Origin of the sequence: Microbulbifer pacificus, from assembly GCF_002959965.1 — a bacterium.
Taxonomy (GTDB): Bacteria; Pseudomonadota; Gammaproteobacteria; order Pseudomonadales; family Cellvibrionaceae; genus Microbulbifer; species Microbulbifer pacificus_A.
On sequence record NZ_PREV01000026.1, the window covers coordinates 164,608 to 179,375 of the forward strand.

12 protein-coding genes are annotated in these 14,768 nt (G+C 59.8%); 2 read left to right on the plus strand and 10 right to left on the minus strand.

Annotated features, from left to right (window positions below):
- Window positions 1-128: 128 nt before the first annotated feature.
- The 10 genes from trpA to leuC form a co-directional block, all read right to left on the minus strand.
- Complete coding sequence (trpA, locus tag C3938_RS01330) at window positions 129-938, minus strand: tryptophan synthase subunit alpha (RefSeq protein ID WP_105101481.1); 810 nt, start codon at window positions 936-938, stop codon at window positions 129-131.
- A gap of 11 nt (window positions 939-949) precedes the next feature.
- Window positions 950-2,170: a tryptophan synthase subunit beta gene (trpB, locus tag C3938_RS01335; RefSeq protein WP_105101482.1), complete on the minus strand. Its 1,221-nt coding sequence runs from the start codon at window positions 2,168-2,170 to the stop codon at window positions 950-952.
- 3 nt (window positions 2,171-2,173) lie between these two features.
- A complete protein-coding gene (locus C3938_RS01340) occupies window positions 2,174-2,818 on the minus strand; it encodes a phosphoribosylanthranilate isomerase (protein WP_105101483.1) in 645 nt (214 codons plus the stop codon).
- A 129-nt stretch (window positions 2,819-2,947) separates the two neighbouring features.
- A complete protein-coding gene (gene truA, locus C3938_RS01345) occupies window positions 2,948-3,838 on the minus strand; it encodes a tRNA pseudouridine(38-40) synthase TruA (RefSeq protein WP_105101484.1) in 891 nt (296 codons plus the stop codon).
- 95 nt (window positions 3,839-3,933) lie between these two features.
- The gene (locus C3938_RS01350) at window positions 3,934-6,990 is read right to left on the minus strand and encodes a FimV/HubP family polar landmark protein (protein WP_105101485.1); all 3,057 of its coding nucleotides are present in this window, start codon (window positions 6,988-6,990) and stop codon (window positions 3,934-3,936) included.
- Between the two features lie 310 nt (window positions 6,991-7,300).
- Window positions 7,301-8,296 (minus strand): Asd/ArgC dimerization domain-containing protein, encoded by a 996-nt coding sequence (locus tag C3938_RS01355; RefSeq protein ID WP_105101486.1) that lies wholly within the window; start codon window positions 8,294-8,296, stop codon window positions 7,301-7,303.
- Between the two features lie 147 nt (window positions 8,297-8,443).
- On the minus strand, window positions 8,444-9,559 hold the full coding sequence (gene asd / locus C3938_RS01360) for an aspartate-semialdehyde dehydrogenase (protein ID WP_105101487.1): 1,116 nt from the start codon (window positions 9,557-9,559) through the stop codon (window positions 8,444-8,446).
- Between the two features lie 77 nt (window positions 9,560-9,636).
- Window positions 9,637-10,710 carry a 3-isopropylmalate dehydrogenase gene (gene leuB / locus C3938_RS01365; RefSeq protein WP_105101488.1) on the minus strand — a complete coding sequence of 358 codons (1,074 nt, stop codon included), beginning with the start codon at window positions 10,708-10,710 and terminating at the stop codon, window positions 9,637-9,639.
- A gap of 29 nt (window positions 10,711-10,739) precedes the next feature.
- A complete protein-coding gene (gene leuD / locus C3938_RS01370) occupies window positions 10,740-11,387 on the minus strand; it encodes a 3-isopropylmalate dehydratase small subunit (protein ID WP_105101489.1) in 648 nt (215 codons plus the stop codon).
- Complete coding sequence (leuC, locus tag C3938_RS01375; RefSeq protein WP_105101490.1) at window positions 11,384-12,844, minus strand: 3-isopropylmalate dehydratase large subunit; 1,461 nt, start codon at window positions 12,842-12,844, stop codon at window positions 11,384-11,386. Before leuC ends, leuD begins: the two co-directional genes overlap by 4 nt.
- A 120-nt stretch (window positions 12,845-12,964) precedes the next feature.
- On the opposite strand from leuC, the gene C3938_RS01380 reads away from it, so the two are divergent.
- Both C3938_RS01380 and C3938_RS01385 read left to right on the plus strand, forming a co-directional pair.
- The gene (locus C3938_RS01380) at window positions 12,965-13,843 is read left to right on the plus strand and encodes a LysR family transcriptional regulator (protein WP_105101491.1); all 879 of its coding nucleotides are present in this window, start codon (window positions 12,965-12,967) and stop codon (window positions 13,841-13,843) included.
- 119 nt (window positions 13,844-13,962) lie between these two features.
- On the plus strand, window positions 13,963-14,700 hold the full coding sequence (locus tag C3938_RS01385; protein WP_105101492.1) for a TIGR04219 family outer membrane beta-barrel protein: 738 nt from the start codon (window positions 13,963-13,965) through the stop codon (window positions 14,698-14,700).
- The last annotated feature ends 68 nt before the right edge of the window (window positions 14,701-14,768 follow it).

Sequence of the window (14,768 nt, forward strand, 5' to 3'; positions counted from 1 at the left end):
AGGGCCCGAGGATAAATGACCGGCAGTTCTAAAACCGCGAATTAAACCACTTTCAAAACGATTGCTCTTGGCCAGATAAGCCGCCCACTCCGGCTTTCTGGCCAGGAGCCTTAAGGAAGACCGACGCCTCAGTTATCCAGGGAGGCGCGCATCTCCGCGACCAGCCCACCAATGCGATCCTTGGCCGCCGCGGCATCAGCGGATTCACCCACCGCAGACACCAACACACTCCCCACCACGGCGCCATCGCCATCGGCACTCACCGCTTTTGCGGACGCCCCATCCTTGATACCGAAACCGACGCACAGAGGCAGATCGGTGTGACGGCGGATGCGCGCGAGGTTTTCGCGTACCGAATCCAGATCCAGGTGGCCCGCGCCAGTGACGCCTTTCAGGGAAACATAGTAGACAAATCCACTGGCCAGCCGCGTAATCTCAGCGATGCGCGCATCGCTGGTGGTGGGAGTGAGCAGGAAGATATTGCACAGATTGCGTGCCTTCAGCAGGTCGTTCAACGGGCCCGCCTCCTCAGCGGGCAAATCCACGGTGAGCGCACCGTCGCCACCGGCCTCTTGCAAGGCGTCGGCAAAAGCTTCCGCCCCCATTCTCACAATGGGGTTGGCATATCCCATCAGGATTACCGGGGTTTCAGCATCTTTTTCGCGGAACTCTTTCACCAGGGCCAGACATTTGCGCAGGGAAGCCTTCTGCTCCAGCGCGCGCTCGTGTCCTTTCTGAATCACCGGGCCTTCCGCCATCGGGTCGGAAAATGGCACACCCAGCTCAATGAGGTCCGAGCCGCTGGCCACCAGCTGGTGCATCAGGCCGACGGTGTTGTCCAGGCCGCCGTCACCGGCGACGATATAGGTCACCAGCGCTTTGCGGCCCTCGCTGCGCAGTTTTTCAAAGCGGCGATCAATTCTGTTTGCTTCACTCACGGTGCCACTCCTCAAACCTGAATGCCGTCGATAGCGGCGACGGTGAAGATATCCTTGTCGCCGCGGCCGGACAGATTCACCACAATGTTCTGCTCCGGCTGCATGGTCGCCGCCAGCTTCAGCCCGTAAGCCACCGCATGGCTGGATTCCAGCGCGGGAATGATGCCCTCGGTACGGGTCAGCTTGCGGAAGGCCGCCAGGGCTTCCTCGTCGTTGATCGCTACATAATTCACACGGCCAATATCTTTCAGCCAGGCGTGTTCGGGACCGACACCGGGATAATCGAGACCTGCAGATACCGAGTGGGTTTCGATGATCTGACCGTCTTCATCCTCCATCAGATAGGTGCGGTTGCCGTGCAGGATACCGGGTATACCCTGATTCAGCGGCGCCGCGTGACGGCCGGTTTCGATACCATCACCGCCCGCTTCAACGCCGTACATTTTTACAGATTCGTCGGCAAGGAACGGGTGGAACAGGCCGATGGCGTTGGAACCGCCCCCCACACAGGCGACGAGCGCATCCGGCAACTGGCCGAATTGCTCCAGGCTCTGACGACGCGCCTCGCGACCAATAATGGAATTGAAATCCCGCACCAGCTGCGGATAAGGGTGCGGGCCGGCCACGGTGCCGATGATGTAGAAGGTGTCGTCCACGTTGGTGACCCAGTCGCGCATGGCTTCGTTCATGGCGTCTTTCAGGGTCTTGGAACCGGATTCCACCGGGATCACTTCCGCGCCCAGCAGCTTCATGCGATACACATTCGGTGACTGGCGTTTGACGTCTTCCGCACCCATGTACACCGCACACTTGAGGCCGAGACGCGCCGCCACGGTGGCGGTAGCCACGCCGTGCTGGCCGGCGCCGGTCTCGGCGATCACGCGGGACTTACCGCTGTGCTTGGCCAGCAGCGCCTGCCCCACGGTGTTGTTCACCTTGTGAGCGCCAGTGTGATTCAAATCTTCACGCTTCAACCAGATGCGTGCACCACCCACGTCCGCCGACAGGCGCTCCGCCAGATACAGCGGTGAAGGGCGACCTACATAGTGCGCCAGATCGTAGTCGAATGCCGCCTGGAACTCGGGGTCGTTCTTCAGGCGCTGGTACATATCCTGCAGCTCATCCAGCGCACTGATCAGAGTCTCGGACACGAAGCGTCCGCCGAATTCCCCGAAGTGCCCGCGGGCATCCGGGTAAGCCCCGTAATCAATGGGGGAAGAAGATTTAGTCACTGCTCAAACTCCTTGTGTCAATTCTGTACGGCCAACGCAGGCGGCGCGGGCAGCGCGAATAAATGCGATTGTTTTGGCGACGTCTTTGCGACCGGGAGACGCCTCTACCCCGCCGCTCACATCCACAGCCTGCGGTCTTGCGGTCGCGATGGCGCCGGCCACATTTTCCGGCGTGAGGCCACCGGCAAGAATGATCTGGTGACCACTGTCCTGAGGTACCCGCTGCCAGTCAAAGGTATCACCGGTGCCACCGGGAACCCCTTTGCGATAGGCATCCAGTAATATGCCGCGGGCATCGGGAAAGGCCGCCATCGCCTCCACCGGATCCAGGTCCGGCTTCATACGCAAAGCCTTGATGTAGGGGCGGTGAAACTGGCGGCAATAGGGCGCGTTCTCATCGCCGTGAAATTGCAGAAGATTCAGCGGCACCTGCTGCAGCACGGCACGCACCTGTTCCGGATGCGCATCCACAAACAGGCCGGTGAGCACCACAAATGGCGATACCGCGCGGGCAATTTCCGCCGCCTGCTCCGGTGTCACATTGCGGGGACTGGCAGGATAGAACACCAGGCCCAACGCGTCCGCGCCGGCTTCCACCGCCAACAGGGCGTCTTCGACACTGGTTATTCCGCAGATCTTTACGCGCATATTCCATACACCGCTGACGCGGCCAGCTGGCGTCCGGTCACTAACGCCACGAATCCCGTGCGCTGGCAGCAGAGAAAATCGGAGAGCCCGGGATACTAGCAGATCGGGGGTTTGGGCGAAACGCGGCGTTTATCGCCCACTATTGGCGATGGCGTCCAGCGGCAGCGGTACCAGCAGTGGTCCAGGCGGCCATTCCGGCAGAACAAACTCATCCGGGTACTGCACATTGACCAGGTACAGCCCGTGGGGCGGAGCAGTGACACCAGCTGCGGCGCGATCACGCGCCGCCAGTACATCCGCCACCCACTCGGGCGCGCGATCGCCGCGCCCGACCGCCATCAGTACACCGGCAATATTGCGCACCATATGGTGCAGGAATGCGGTCGCGCTGACTTCAAGCACGATCAATTGACCGACACGACCGATATCCAGCTTGGACAGTCGGCGCACCGGAGAGCGCGCCTGGCACTGCGCCGCCCGGAAACTGCTGAAGTCGTGTTCACCAATCAAGTGCTGTGCGCCTGCACGCATGGCATCGAGATCCAGCTCCCGCTCACTCCAGGTCACTTCGGTGGCCGCCTGCGCGGAGCGCGTGGCTGCGCTGTGAATCAGATACCGATAGGTCCGGCTGCGCGCGGAAAAACGCGCGTGAAACTGCGCCGGCACCTCCTGCGCCCAGTGCACCCGCACATCGAACGGCATTTGGGTATTCACACCCTGAATCCAGGCCCTGGTCGGCCTTGTGGCGCTGGTATCAAAATGGATTACCTGCCCGGTGGCGTGCACGCCGGCATCGGTGCGCCCGGCACACACCAGCGTGACCGGTTCTGCCGCAACGTTCGACAGCGCCTTCTCCAGGGTTTCCTGCACCGTCAGGGGATCGTGACTCTGCTTCTGAAACCCCCGCAGTCGCGAACCACAGTACTCCACACCAAGCGCAATCCTGCGCAGTCCTGGGGGCAGTGATTCTCCTTCCGGCACCTCACCATTGGCTTTGTATTCGTAAATCTTGTTCATCATGCCGTGGAGTTTACACCTGCGGAAAAAGAAAGACCCCGCATAGAGCGGGGTCAAAGTGTTGTCGCTGTAGATAGCGTGAATAAAACGTCCGGATATCAGCCCATGTGCTTGAGCATATCTTTCGCGCGCTGCTGGTGCTCTCCGGTGGCTTCTTCCACCACCTCTCCCAGAATTTCACGGGCACCATCTTTGTCGCCCATATCCAGGTAGGCCTGCGCCAGCTCCAGTTTGGTACTGACTTCGTCACTGCCTTCCAAAAGGTTCAGCTCGGAATCGAGATCGCTCTCGAGATTGAAGCCCAGGTCGCCCAGCGCCTCATCGTCCGCAGCCGCTTGCTTGCGAGGTGCGGATTCTTCCGCAACGGCAACGTCCAGGTCTTCTTCCAGTTCCAAACCGCCAGACACGCTAGCGGCACTTTCGCCGCCCAGATCGATCTCACCCAGGTCATCAAAATCCCCCAGGTCAATGGAATCGAGATCAATGGAATCGAGATCCAGACCATCCAGATTGCCGTCTTCAACGGAGAGCTCGGTGTCATTGCCAGCGGGGACCGCATCACCGCGGACATCGCCCTCGGCGCTCACGAGGTCACCGTCGTCTTCCATGGGCGTGAGATCCAACTCAAAGTCGAGGCCGCCCTCTTCCGCCATTGGAGTGGACGCTGTATTTGCCGACGGTTCGGCAGAAACGTCAAAGTCGGTGTCGATATCCAGATCTCCAAGCCCTTCCAATCCATCCAGGCTTTCAAGGTCCAGTTCACCGTCGGCGATCAGATCGTCGAATTCCAGTTCGCTGTCCGCAGCGGGCTGCGAAGTCGATTCAGAGGCAGGCCCCTCTGCAGCCATCTCCAGCGAAGACTGCTCCGACTCAAGATTCCCGTCAAAACCACCTTCAAGACCGCTGTCCAGTTCGTCGCCCAGATCCAGATCCAGAGAAAAATCACCATCGTCGGCAGACAGGCCTTGCGGTGCCGATTCCACCTCGTCGTCAAGATCCAGTGAAAATTCATCCAGGAGACCGAGTTCGTCGTCTTCCTCAGCTTCCACCGCGGTATTTTTATTGCCCGAAAACTCGTCGAGATCGTCAAAGCTCGCATCGAGATTGAAGTCCGCAGTATCGAAATCCGCACTTAGGTCATCGAGCTGCGCGGCTTCCAGAGACTCGCTGGAGAAATCCACTTCCGGGGCTACAAAGGGAGCTATGCCGGGGATGGTTTCACGCAAACGCGCAGCCCGATCCGCCGCCGGACCGTCGCTATAACTCAGCAGCTGGCGGTAGTGCTCGTCAAACTGTTCAGCACTCTTTTGCTGGGCGTACACTTCCAGCAGCATCAGGCGAGCATCAACATTGGCGGGTGCCGACCTGAGCCCAGTCAGCAACTTGGCCTCAGCCTCCTGGTACTGCGCCAGGGACAGATGAATTTCCGCCTCCCCGATGGGGTCGTCGGTCTCCACTTCACCCAACTGATCCAGATCAAAACTTTCGCTGGCTTCCAGCTCTTCCACGGCGGACAGATTGTCATCCGCTTCCGCGAACTCCAACGTTTCCGTCTGGGCCCGCTCCGCCGCCATCTCGGCCTCGACCTGGCGGATGGCCTCCTCTTCTTCGCGGCGACGACGCCAGGTGACAAAGCCGAACAACGCCACCAGCAATGCACCCGCGCCAACACCGATGGGCACGATATTGTCCATCACACGCTCAACCAGAGTCGGCTCGGGACGCGTCTGTACCACCACGCGATTGCGGGCTTCGTCGTTCTCCGGCGCGACTTCGGCAGCTTCCGGTTCGCTGACCGCACTCTGCTCCGGTGTTGCCGTCGAGGCATCCACGCCCTCGATCTCCCCACCGACGTCCAAACCCGCATCCTCGGTGCTGGTGTCTTCGGCTTCGGATTCAGCACCTTCAAGCGACTGCGCGGCAGCGGCCTGTACCGCCTGCAGCTCGTCGTTGGAGACTTCCACCATGCGTTCCATGGTGTCGATCTGTTCGTTAAGTTCGCCGATACGCTCCTGCAGTTCGGTATTCTCAAGGCGGGACTTGTCGAGTTCCTCCTCGCTCACCGCCAGCTCACCCTCCAGGGCCTCGCTGTCGCCGGTGCCACTGCCGCTACCAGACAGTACGGATTCATTGTCGCCGGGCGCCGCCAGGGACACGCGCCCTTCCAGTGCATCGCTCTCGACGGTTTCTTCCGCCACGGCGCGACCATCCAGTGGGGCCCCGGTGACTTCGGTATCACCAACACGCTCGCGCCACGCCTCATTCTGGGTCGCCACCTGAGAGACCGCTTCGGTGCGAGTCAGGCTGCGCACTTCATCGTTGGTGGGCAGACGCAGGACGGCGCCCTTCTTGAGCAAATTGATGTTGTTGTTGATAAACGCTTCGGGATTGAGACGCTGGATGGCCAGCATGGTCTGCTGCACAGAAACTTCGCGGGTTTCACGGTTGTCGCGGGCAATTTCCCACAGGGTCTTGTTGGCTTCCACCGGACCGTAGACACGGCTTCCGGAACTCGCGACCGTCTCGGGCTGCGGCGCAGGCTGCAATTCGGCGGGCTCCTCATACACCGGCTGCGCGGGTTCGGTGACGGTCTCCTGCGGTGCCTGGTATTCGGACTCAGGCTGTTCCACCGGTGCCTGTACCGGCTCGGGCTGGCGCACGATAGTGGGCTTCAGCGGCGTCTGTGGCGGCGGGTTGCGGACAATCTGCTGGCGCTCGCGCTCGGCAGCCTGTACCGGCTGGGAGGCAGTATTGGTGGAGAAGGCCGGCAGGTCCATCAACAGGGTGTATTCCCGCAGTAAGCGGCCACTTGGCCAGCGGGTTTCCACCAGAAAATTCAGAAAGGGTTCACGGATGGGGGCGCGGCTTGAAATACGCACCACCGGCTCGCCATTGGAATAGTCGATGCTGAACTGCAGTTCGTCGAGCAGGTAGGCGCGATCCACGCCAGCGCGCTCGAAGTCGTCGGAACTGGCCAGGCGCACCTTGATTTCATTTTCACCAAGGCCGCGAGTCTGCAGCAGTTTGATTTCCGCATTGAGAGGTTGGTTCAAGGTGGAGTTCAGTTTGATCTCACCCAGACCAAGCGCGAGAGCCCCGTTGCCTCCCAGTGCGCTGACCAGACCAACTGCAAGTGCCAGCTTTTGCACACGCATAACCGATTCCCTTTATTTTTAGAATCACTCCGGAATCTGTTCATTCTTCACCCAAAGTGCCAGAAACAGAAACCGGGCCGCGCGGCATGCCGCGCATTTTTTACTCAAAAGAACCAGTGCTCAGACACCAGGCTCTACTCTCCGACGAAACTCTCCGCGAAAGAATCGCCCCCCGATAAAGACTTAGCCCGTCGGGTATCCTCTCCCATGATTACGGCAATGCCCCCCAGGCAGTGCCGTCCCCGCGCCTCTAGAATCGGCCGGGCAATGTTAAGAAGAAACCTTCACAAAGGTCGCTAAGTATTAAATATCAATGGGTTTTTAGCAACAAGTGGACAATCTGTACACAGTTAATTGCGACGTCTTTCCGCAAATTGTCGGATGCCGCACAAAAATTGACCCATGCAGGACCCAGCAACCCGCTGCGCAAACGCCCGACCAGAGTATTCTCACTACCCACCGCGTCCTGCGCCGATGGGCGCTCACGCATTTCCAGGCGCGCACCATTAGTGAGCAGGCCGCGCACCTTGGAGAGCTCCACCGGGTTTTCCAGCTGCGCACTCAGGTTCGCCAACTGGCCGTGAAATACCGATGCGGTATTGATGGTGGCATCAAACGCAATGGACTCGCCGAGCAGGCGGCGCAGCTCCAGTACCAGAGCCAGCTCGCTGACACTGTGGCCACTTTCCAGCAGCGCTTCCGCGGAACTCAGGTGATTGAACGCCAGACGCTGCCCGGTAACTTCATCCGCCTCAGGCTCCTGGCCGTTGAACAGGCGTGCGGTCTGTGCCGCAGCGGCATCCACGCTGGCCTTGCCGAGTGCGGACACTGGCTGATTCAGCACCACGTCCACGGATTTCAATTGCGACTTCAGCGGGTACAGTGCCTCCGCAATCATCGCCGCACCGGCACCCGGCACCGCCACCACCCGGCGCTCGACCGTCTGTAGTGCTGCCGCGTTCAGCAGCGGGTGTATCAGGGCTACGGAGTCATCCCCGCGACTGATTCCCGCCGCGTCGACCACCCAGGCTCCGGCTTCTTCGGCCTTGGTCACAGCCGCACTGGCCGTATCGCCACCACTCAGTAACAACAGCACCTGATCGGCAGAAAAAGTGAACTCGTCCAACGGTGTGACAGCAATACTGCGGTTGGCAAAAACCTGCGGGTCAGCCTCCACTTCGTCACCCACCACCAGCTTCAGCTGTGCGGGGGTTACGGTATTGCGCTCCTCGAGGATTTCCAGCAGCGCATCAAAGGGCGCACTGCCGACGCCAAGGATCACCAGTTCCCGGTTGGATTCAGTCATAGTTGTACTCATGCTGTGGTTCGACTGCTTTTAGGCCAGTTCGGCGATAAATTCAGCAGTCTGAAAAATGCGGGGGATTATACTCGCGAAGCGAGTGGGGGGAAGCCGCCCCGAGAAATGGGGCGGCGAAATGGATGTTTTTCGTACTTACAGTTTGCCCAGCAGAATTAGCAACACACGACGCAGTGGTTCGGCGGCACCCCACAACAGCTGGTCACCGACGGTAAAGGCGTTCAGGTATTCGCCACCGAGGCTCAGCTTGCGCAGGCGACCGACCGGGATATCCAGCTTTCCGGTGACCGCGGTGGGAGTCAGCTCCTGCAGAGTGATGGCGCGGTCGTTCGGTACCACTTTCACCCAGTCGTTGGCGGAGGCAATCAGCTGCTCGACTTCCGCCAGCGGCACGTCTTTTTTCAGTTTCACGGTAAATGCCTGACTGTGGCAGCGCATGGCGCCGATACGTACGCAGGTACCGTCCACCGGCACCACGCTGCTGGTGCCGAGAATCTTGTTGGCCTCCACCTGGGCCTTCCACTCCTCCCGGCTCTGACCGTTTTCCAGTTGGGTGTCGATCCACGGCAGCAGGCTGCCGGCCAGCGGTGCGCCGAATTCCGAGGTGGGGAAATCACCACCGCGCATGCTTTCCACCACCTTGCGATCGATATCCAGAATCGCACTGGCCGGGTCCGCCAGTTCCGCGGCTACGCCGTCGCGGATCGCGCCCATCTGGGAAATCAGCTCGCGCATGTTCTTGGCACCGGCGCCGCTGGCGGCCTGATAGGTCATGGAGGTGACCCACTCCACCAGTCCCGCCTTGAACAGTCCGCCCAGGCCCATCAGCATCAAGCTCACGGTACAGTTGCCGCCGATGTAGTTTTTTACACCGGACTCGATGCCGCGGTCGATCACATCGCGGTTCACCGGGTCCAGCACGATGATGGCGTCGTCCGCCATACGCAGGCTCGACGCCGCATCGATCCAGTAGCCATTCCAGCCTTTTTCACGCAGTTTGCCAAAGACTTCCTTGGTGTAGTCGCCGCCCTGACAACTGACAATCGCGTCCAGTTCGGCCAGCGCATCCAGATCGTAGGCATCCTTCAATGGCGCGACATCCTTGCCGATATCCGGCGCAGCGCCGCCGGCATTGGAGGTGGAGAAAAATACCGGCTCTGCAATATGTGCAAAGTCGTTTTCTTCCAGCATGCGGCCCATCAGAACGGAACCCACCATGCCGCGCCAGCCTACGAATCCTACCTTGTTCATTTCAATACCCTGTCAATTCTGTAAGAGATCACGTCCCGACACCCGCCGGGACAACGCAATGAATTAAGCCGATGCACTCAGAGCGCCGCGACCACCGCTGCGCCCATTTCCGCGGTAGAAACTTTTTGGCAGCCTTCGGTATAGATGTCCGCGGTGCGCAGCCCCTGGTCCAGCACCTTGCTCACCGCCGCCTCGATGGCATCGGCAGCGTCGCCCATATCCAGGGAATAACGCAGCATCATGGCCGCAGAGAGAATGGTAGCGAGCGGGTTGGCGATGCCCTGACCCGCAATATCTGGCGCGCTGCCGTGGCAGGGTTCGTACAGACCAAATCCGCTTTCGTTCAGCGATGCAGACGGCAGCATACCGATGGAGCCGGTGAGCATGGCCGCAGCGTCGGACAGAATGTCGCCGAACATATTGCCGGTCACCATCACGTCGAACTGTTTGGGTGCGCGCACCAACTGCATGGCCGCGTTGTCCACGTACATATGGGACAGTTCCACATCCGGGTACTCGGGTGCCAGACGATCCAGCACTTCACGCCACAGCACGGTAACTTCCAGCACATTGGCCTTGTCCACGGAGCAGAGTTTACCGCCGCGTTTCTGTGCCGCTTCAAACGCCGTGCGTGCGATGCGCTCGATTTCTGACTCTTTATACACGTAGGTGTTGAAGCCCTGCTTCTCACCATTTTCCAATTCGCGGATTCCGCGCGGCTCGCCAAAGTAAATACCGCCGGTGAGCTCGCGCACAATCAGGATATCGAGGCCCGACACCACCTCCGGTTTCAGCGAGGACGCATCGGCCAGCTGGGGGTACAGAATGGCCGGGCGCAGGTTGGCGTACAGGCCGAGACCACTGCGAATTTTCAACAGGCCTTTTTCCGGGCGGATAGCGCGATCCAGCTTGTCCCACTTCGGACCGCCCACGGCACCCAGCAGTACCGCGTCGCAGTCACCGGCATTTTTCAGCTCTGCGTCAGTCAGCGGCTCACCATGTGCATCGATGGACGCACCACCGATCAGGCCCTGGGTAAATTCCAGCCCCAGACCAAATTTCTCATCGGCGGTTTTCAATACCGCCAGTGCCTGCTCAACGATTTCCGGGCCGATACCATCGCCCGGGAGGATCATGATTTTCTTGCTCATGTTTTCTTCCTAAATTCCTTCTCGTGCGGTCACTTCACCGCATCAAACAACCAGGGTGCCTGTTCGCGGCGCTTGGCTTCGTATGCGCGAATTTCGTCCGCGTCTTCCAGTGTCAGACCGATATCATCGAGGCCATTCAGCAAACAGTGTTTGCGGAACTCGTCCACCTCAAACCCAATGGTCTCGCCATTGGGTTTGATCACCTGCTGTTTTTCCAGGTCGATGGTCAACTGGTAGCCTTCGTCCGCATACATTTCCTGGAACAACTGCTCAACGATCGCCTCATCAAGGACAATGGGCAACAAGCCATTTTTGAAACAGTTGTTGAAGAAAATATCCGCAAAACTCGGCGCAATTACCGCGCGGAAACCGTAGTCGTCCAGTGCCCAGGGCGCGTGCTCGCGGCTGGAGCCACAACCGAAATTCTTGCGCGCCAGCAGAATGGATGCCCCCTTATAGCGTGGGAAATTCAGCGGAAAATCCGGGTTCAGCGGGCGCTGACTGCAATCCTGCCCCGGCTGCCCCTCGTCGAGGTAGCGCAGCTCATCGAACAGATTCGGACCGAAACCGGTGCGCTTGATGGACTTCAGAAACTGCTTGGGAATGATCAGATCCGTGTCCACATTGGCGCGGTCCATCGGCGCGACAACGCCGGTTACCAGAGTAAACGCTTTCATTTCACACCCCCGAATTCACGCACGTCCACAAAATGACCGGCAATCGCCGCTGCTGCCGCCATACTCGGACTCACCAGATGGGTACGACCACCGTAACCCTGGCGACCTTCAAAGTTGCGGTTAGACGTGGATGCACAGTGCTCGCCGGCACCCAGTTTGTCTGCGTTCATGGCGAGGCACATGGAGCAGGAAGGCTCGCGCCACTCGAAGCCGGCCTCGATAAACACCTTGTCGAGCCCTTCTTTTTCCGCCTGTGCCTTCACAGACTGGGAACCGGGTACGACGAGCACCTGCTTCACACTGTCGGCTTTCTTGTGGCCCCTGGCCACTTCCGCCGCCGCGCGCAGATCCTCGATGCGGGAGTTGGTGCAGGAACCGATAAATACGCGGTCCAGATTGATATCGGTAATCTTCTGGCCAGCGCTCAGGCCCATGTACTCCAGCGCGCGCTCGATACCGGCTTTCCTGGTGGCGTCACTCTCGTCCGCAGGATCGGGAACTACCGCGTTTACCGGCACCACCATCTCCGGCGATGTGCCCCAGCTCACCTGCGGTTCGATCTCTTCCGCTTTCAGCTCGACGATCGCATCGAAGTGCGCACCATCGTCGGAGTGCAGGCGGCTCCAGTTTTCCACCGCACGCTCCCACTGCTCACCCTTGGGCGCATAGGGTTTGCCTTTTACGTAGTCCAGGGTGATCTGGTCCACCGCCACCATACCGGCGCGCGCGCCGCCCTCGATGGCCATGTTGCAGATGGTCATACGGCCTTCCATGGACATGGAGCGGATCGCGGAACCGCCAAACTCGATCGCGTAACCGGTACCGCCGGCGGTGCCGATCTTGCCGATGATGGCCAGCACTACGTCTTTCGCGGTGACGCCCGGGCCGAGCTCACCGTCCACACGCACCAGCATGTTCTTCATCTTTTTCTGGATCAGGCACTGGGTGGCCATCACGTGCTCCACCTCGGAGGTCCCGATACCGTGGGCCAGTGCGCCCAGCGCGCCGTGGGTAGAGGTGTGGGAATCGCCACAGACCACGGTCATGCCCGGCAGGGTGACGCCGGTCTCGGGGCCGATCACATGCACGATGCCCTGGCCGGGATCATTGATACCGAACTCGACAATACCGAAATCCTTGCAGTTCTCGTCCAGAGTTTTGACCTGGATACGGGAAACTTCGTCCTGGATACCTTCGATACCACCGGCGCGCTCGGCGGCGTCGGACGGCACATTGTGGTCAGGAGTGGCCACCACGGAATCCGTGCGCCAGGGCTTGCGACCCGCCAGGCGCAGGCCTTCAAACGCCTGCGGCGAGGTCACCTCGTGAATCAGGTGACGGTCGATGTAAATCAGTGCGGTGCCGTCGTCGCGGCTTTTGACAAGGTGGTCCTGCCAGAGCTTGTCGTAGAGCGTCTGTTTTTTGCTCTCAGGGTTTTTATTTTCCGGGTGGCCCATAGCCCCATCTCCTCTATGGATAACATGCGGGAGTCTAGGGGGGGTATTGAATAACATCAATTTATATTTATTATATGGCGCATTCGTTTTTGGAATACACGAGTAAGGCGGGCAATTACCATGGAAATTCAATGGCTTAGAGCCTTCCTCGCCATCGCTGAACAGGGTTCGGTATCGGAAGCCGCGGAGCAGCTGCACCTGACCCAGCCCGCGGTGAGCAAACGCCTCGCCTCGCTCGAACAGCAACTGGGCGCGCCGCTGTTTGACCGCATCGGCCGCAAGCTCCAGCTCACCAACGCCGGCCGCGCCCTGCTGCCGCGCGCCCGGCATATCCTCAACGAGGTGAGCGACGCGGAGCGGGAACTCAGGAGCCTCGGCGAAACCATCGGCGGCAGTCTGCGTATCGCCACCAGTCACCACGTGGGGCTGCACCACCTGCCGCCGGTGTTGAAGGATTTCAGCACCCGCTACCCGGACGTCGCTCTGGATATCGACTTCCTCGACTCGGAACAGGCCTACGAGGCCCTGATGGCCGGTGAGTACGAACTCGCCGTAGTCACCCTTGCACTGAAGGACTACCCCAGCCTCAACGCCCAGATTATCTGGCCCGACCCCTGCGTGGTGGTGGCCGCTCCGGATCACCCGCTGGCACAGATGCCCGAACTCGACCTGCCGGCACTGGCCCAGTACCCGGCCATCCTGCCGGACATGAACACCTACACCGGGCGACTGATCAAACGCGAGTTCGACGCCCACGGTCTCAAGCTCACCGCCAAGCTCGCCACCAATTTTCTCGAGACCATCAAGATGATGGCGGGCGTCGGTCTCGGCTGGAGTGTGCTGCCGAAAACCCTAGTGGACGAAACCCTGGCCGAGTTGCCAATGCCGCAGCTCAGCATCGTGCGCAACCTCGGTATCATCTACCACCGCAACCGCACCCTGAGCAACGCCGCCAATGCACTGCAACAGCTGCTATTCAAGGAAGCGCGGGGACTCTGACCCATTCGCGACCCCGAGTCCGACACAAGCGTGAAGAAATCTCAAAATCGCCAACTGGTCAGAGAATCTTCATGCAAACCCGGTAGAATGCGCCGCAGAATCCAACGGGAGAGACTCCAATGAAAAAAATTACTCTGGCTATCTGCGCCGCACTGGCTTCCGCCGGTGCCAGTGCCGACACCATTCTCGGTTTTGATGCTACCGCCGGCCTATGGAAACCCGCCTATAGCGGCGCTATCGGTGTCGACAGCTACAACGTCGATGAATTCACCCTGGCGGAAGATAACGTGACCTTCCTGCAAGTCGCGCTGGAACACCCGGTGCCGCTTATCCCCAACATCCTGCTGGCGCACAGCAAGATCGAAACCAACGGTGCCGCCATGCTGAGCGAAAGCGTCACCTTCGGCGACGAGACCTTTCTGGTTGGCTCCGACGTGAATGCAGACATCAACCTGACGCATACCGACGCCACGCTCTATTACGAGATTCTGGACAACTGGGTAAATCTGGATCTGGGTCTCACCGCCCGTCAGTATCGTGGCGAACTGTCCGTGACCAGCGACCAGCAAGCCGAAAACATCGAACTCTCCGGTGTATTGCCCATGGTGTACGGCGTGGCCCGCTTTGATCTGCCCTTCACCGGCTGGTCCATCATTGCCCAGGGCAATGGCACTGGCTACAAGGGCGACAGCCACACCGACCTCACAGCAAAAATCCGCTGGGATTTCGTACCCGCGCTGGATTTCGCGCTGGAAGCCGGTTATCGCTCCATGACCCTGGATATCAAGGAACTGGATGCACTGCAGAGCGATCTGGAAATCAAGGGTCCCTATCTGGGCCTGAGCCTGCACCTGTAATCCGGGTATCGAGGCAAATAAAAAAGGCGGGGCGCTCACAGCGCCCCGCCTTTTTTGTTTCTACCGGC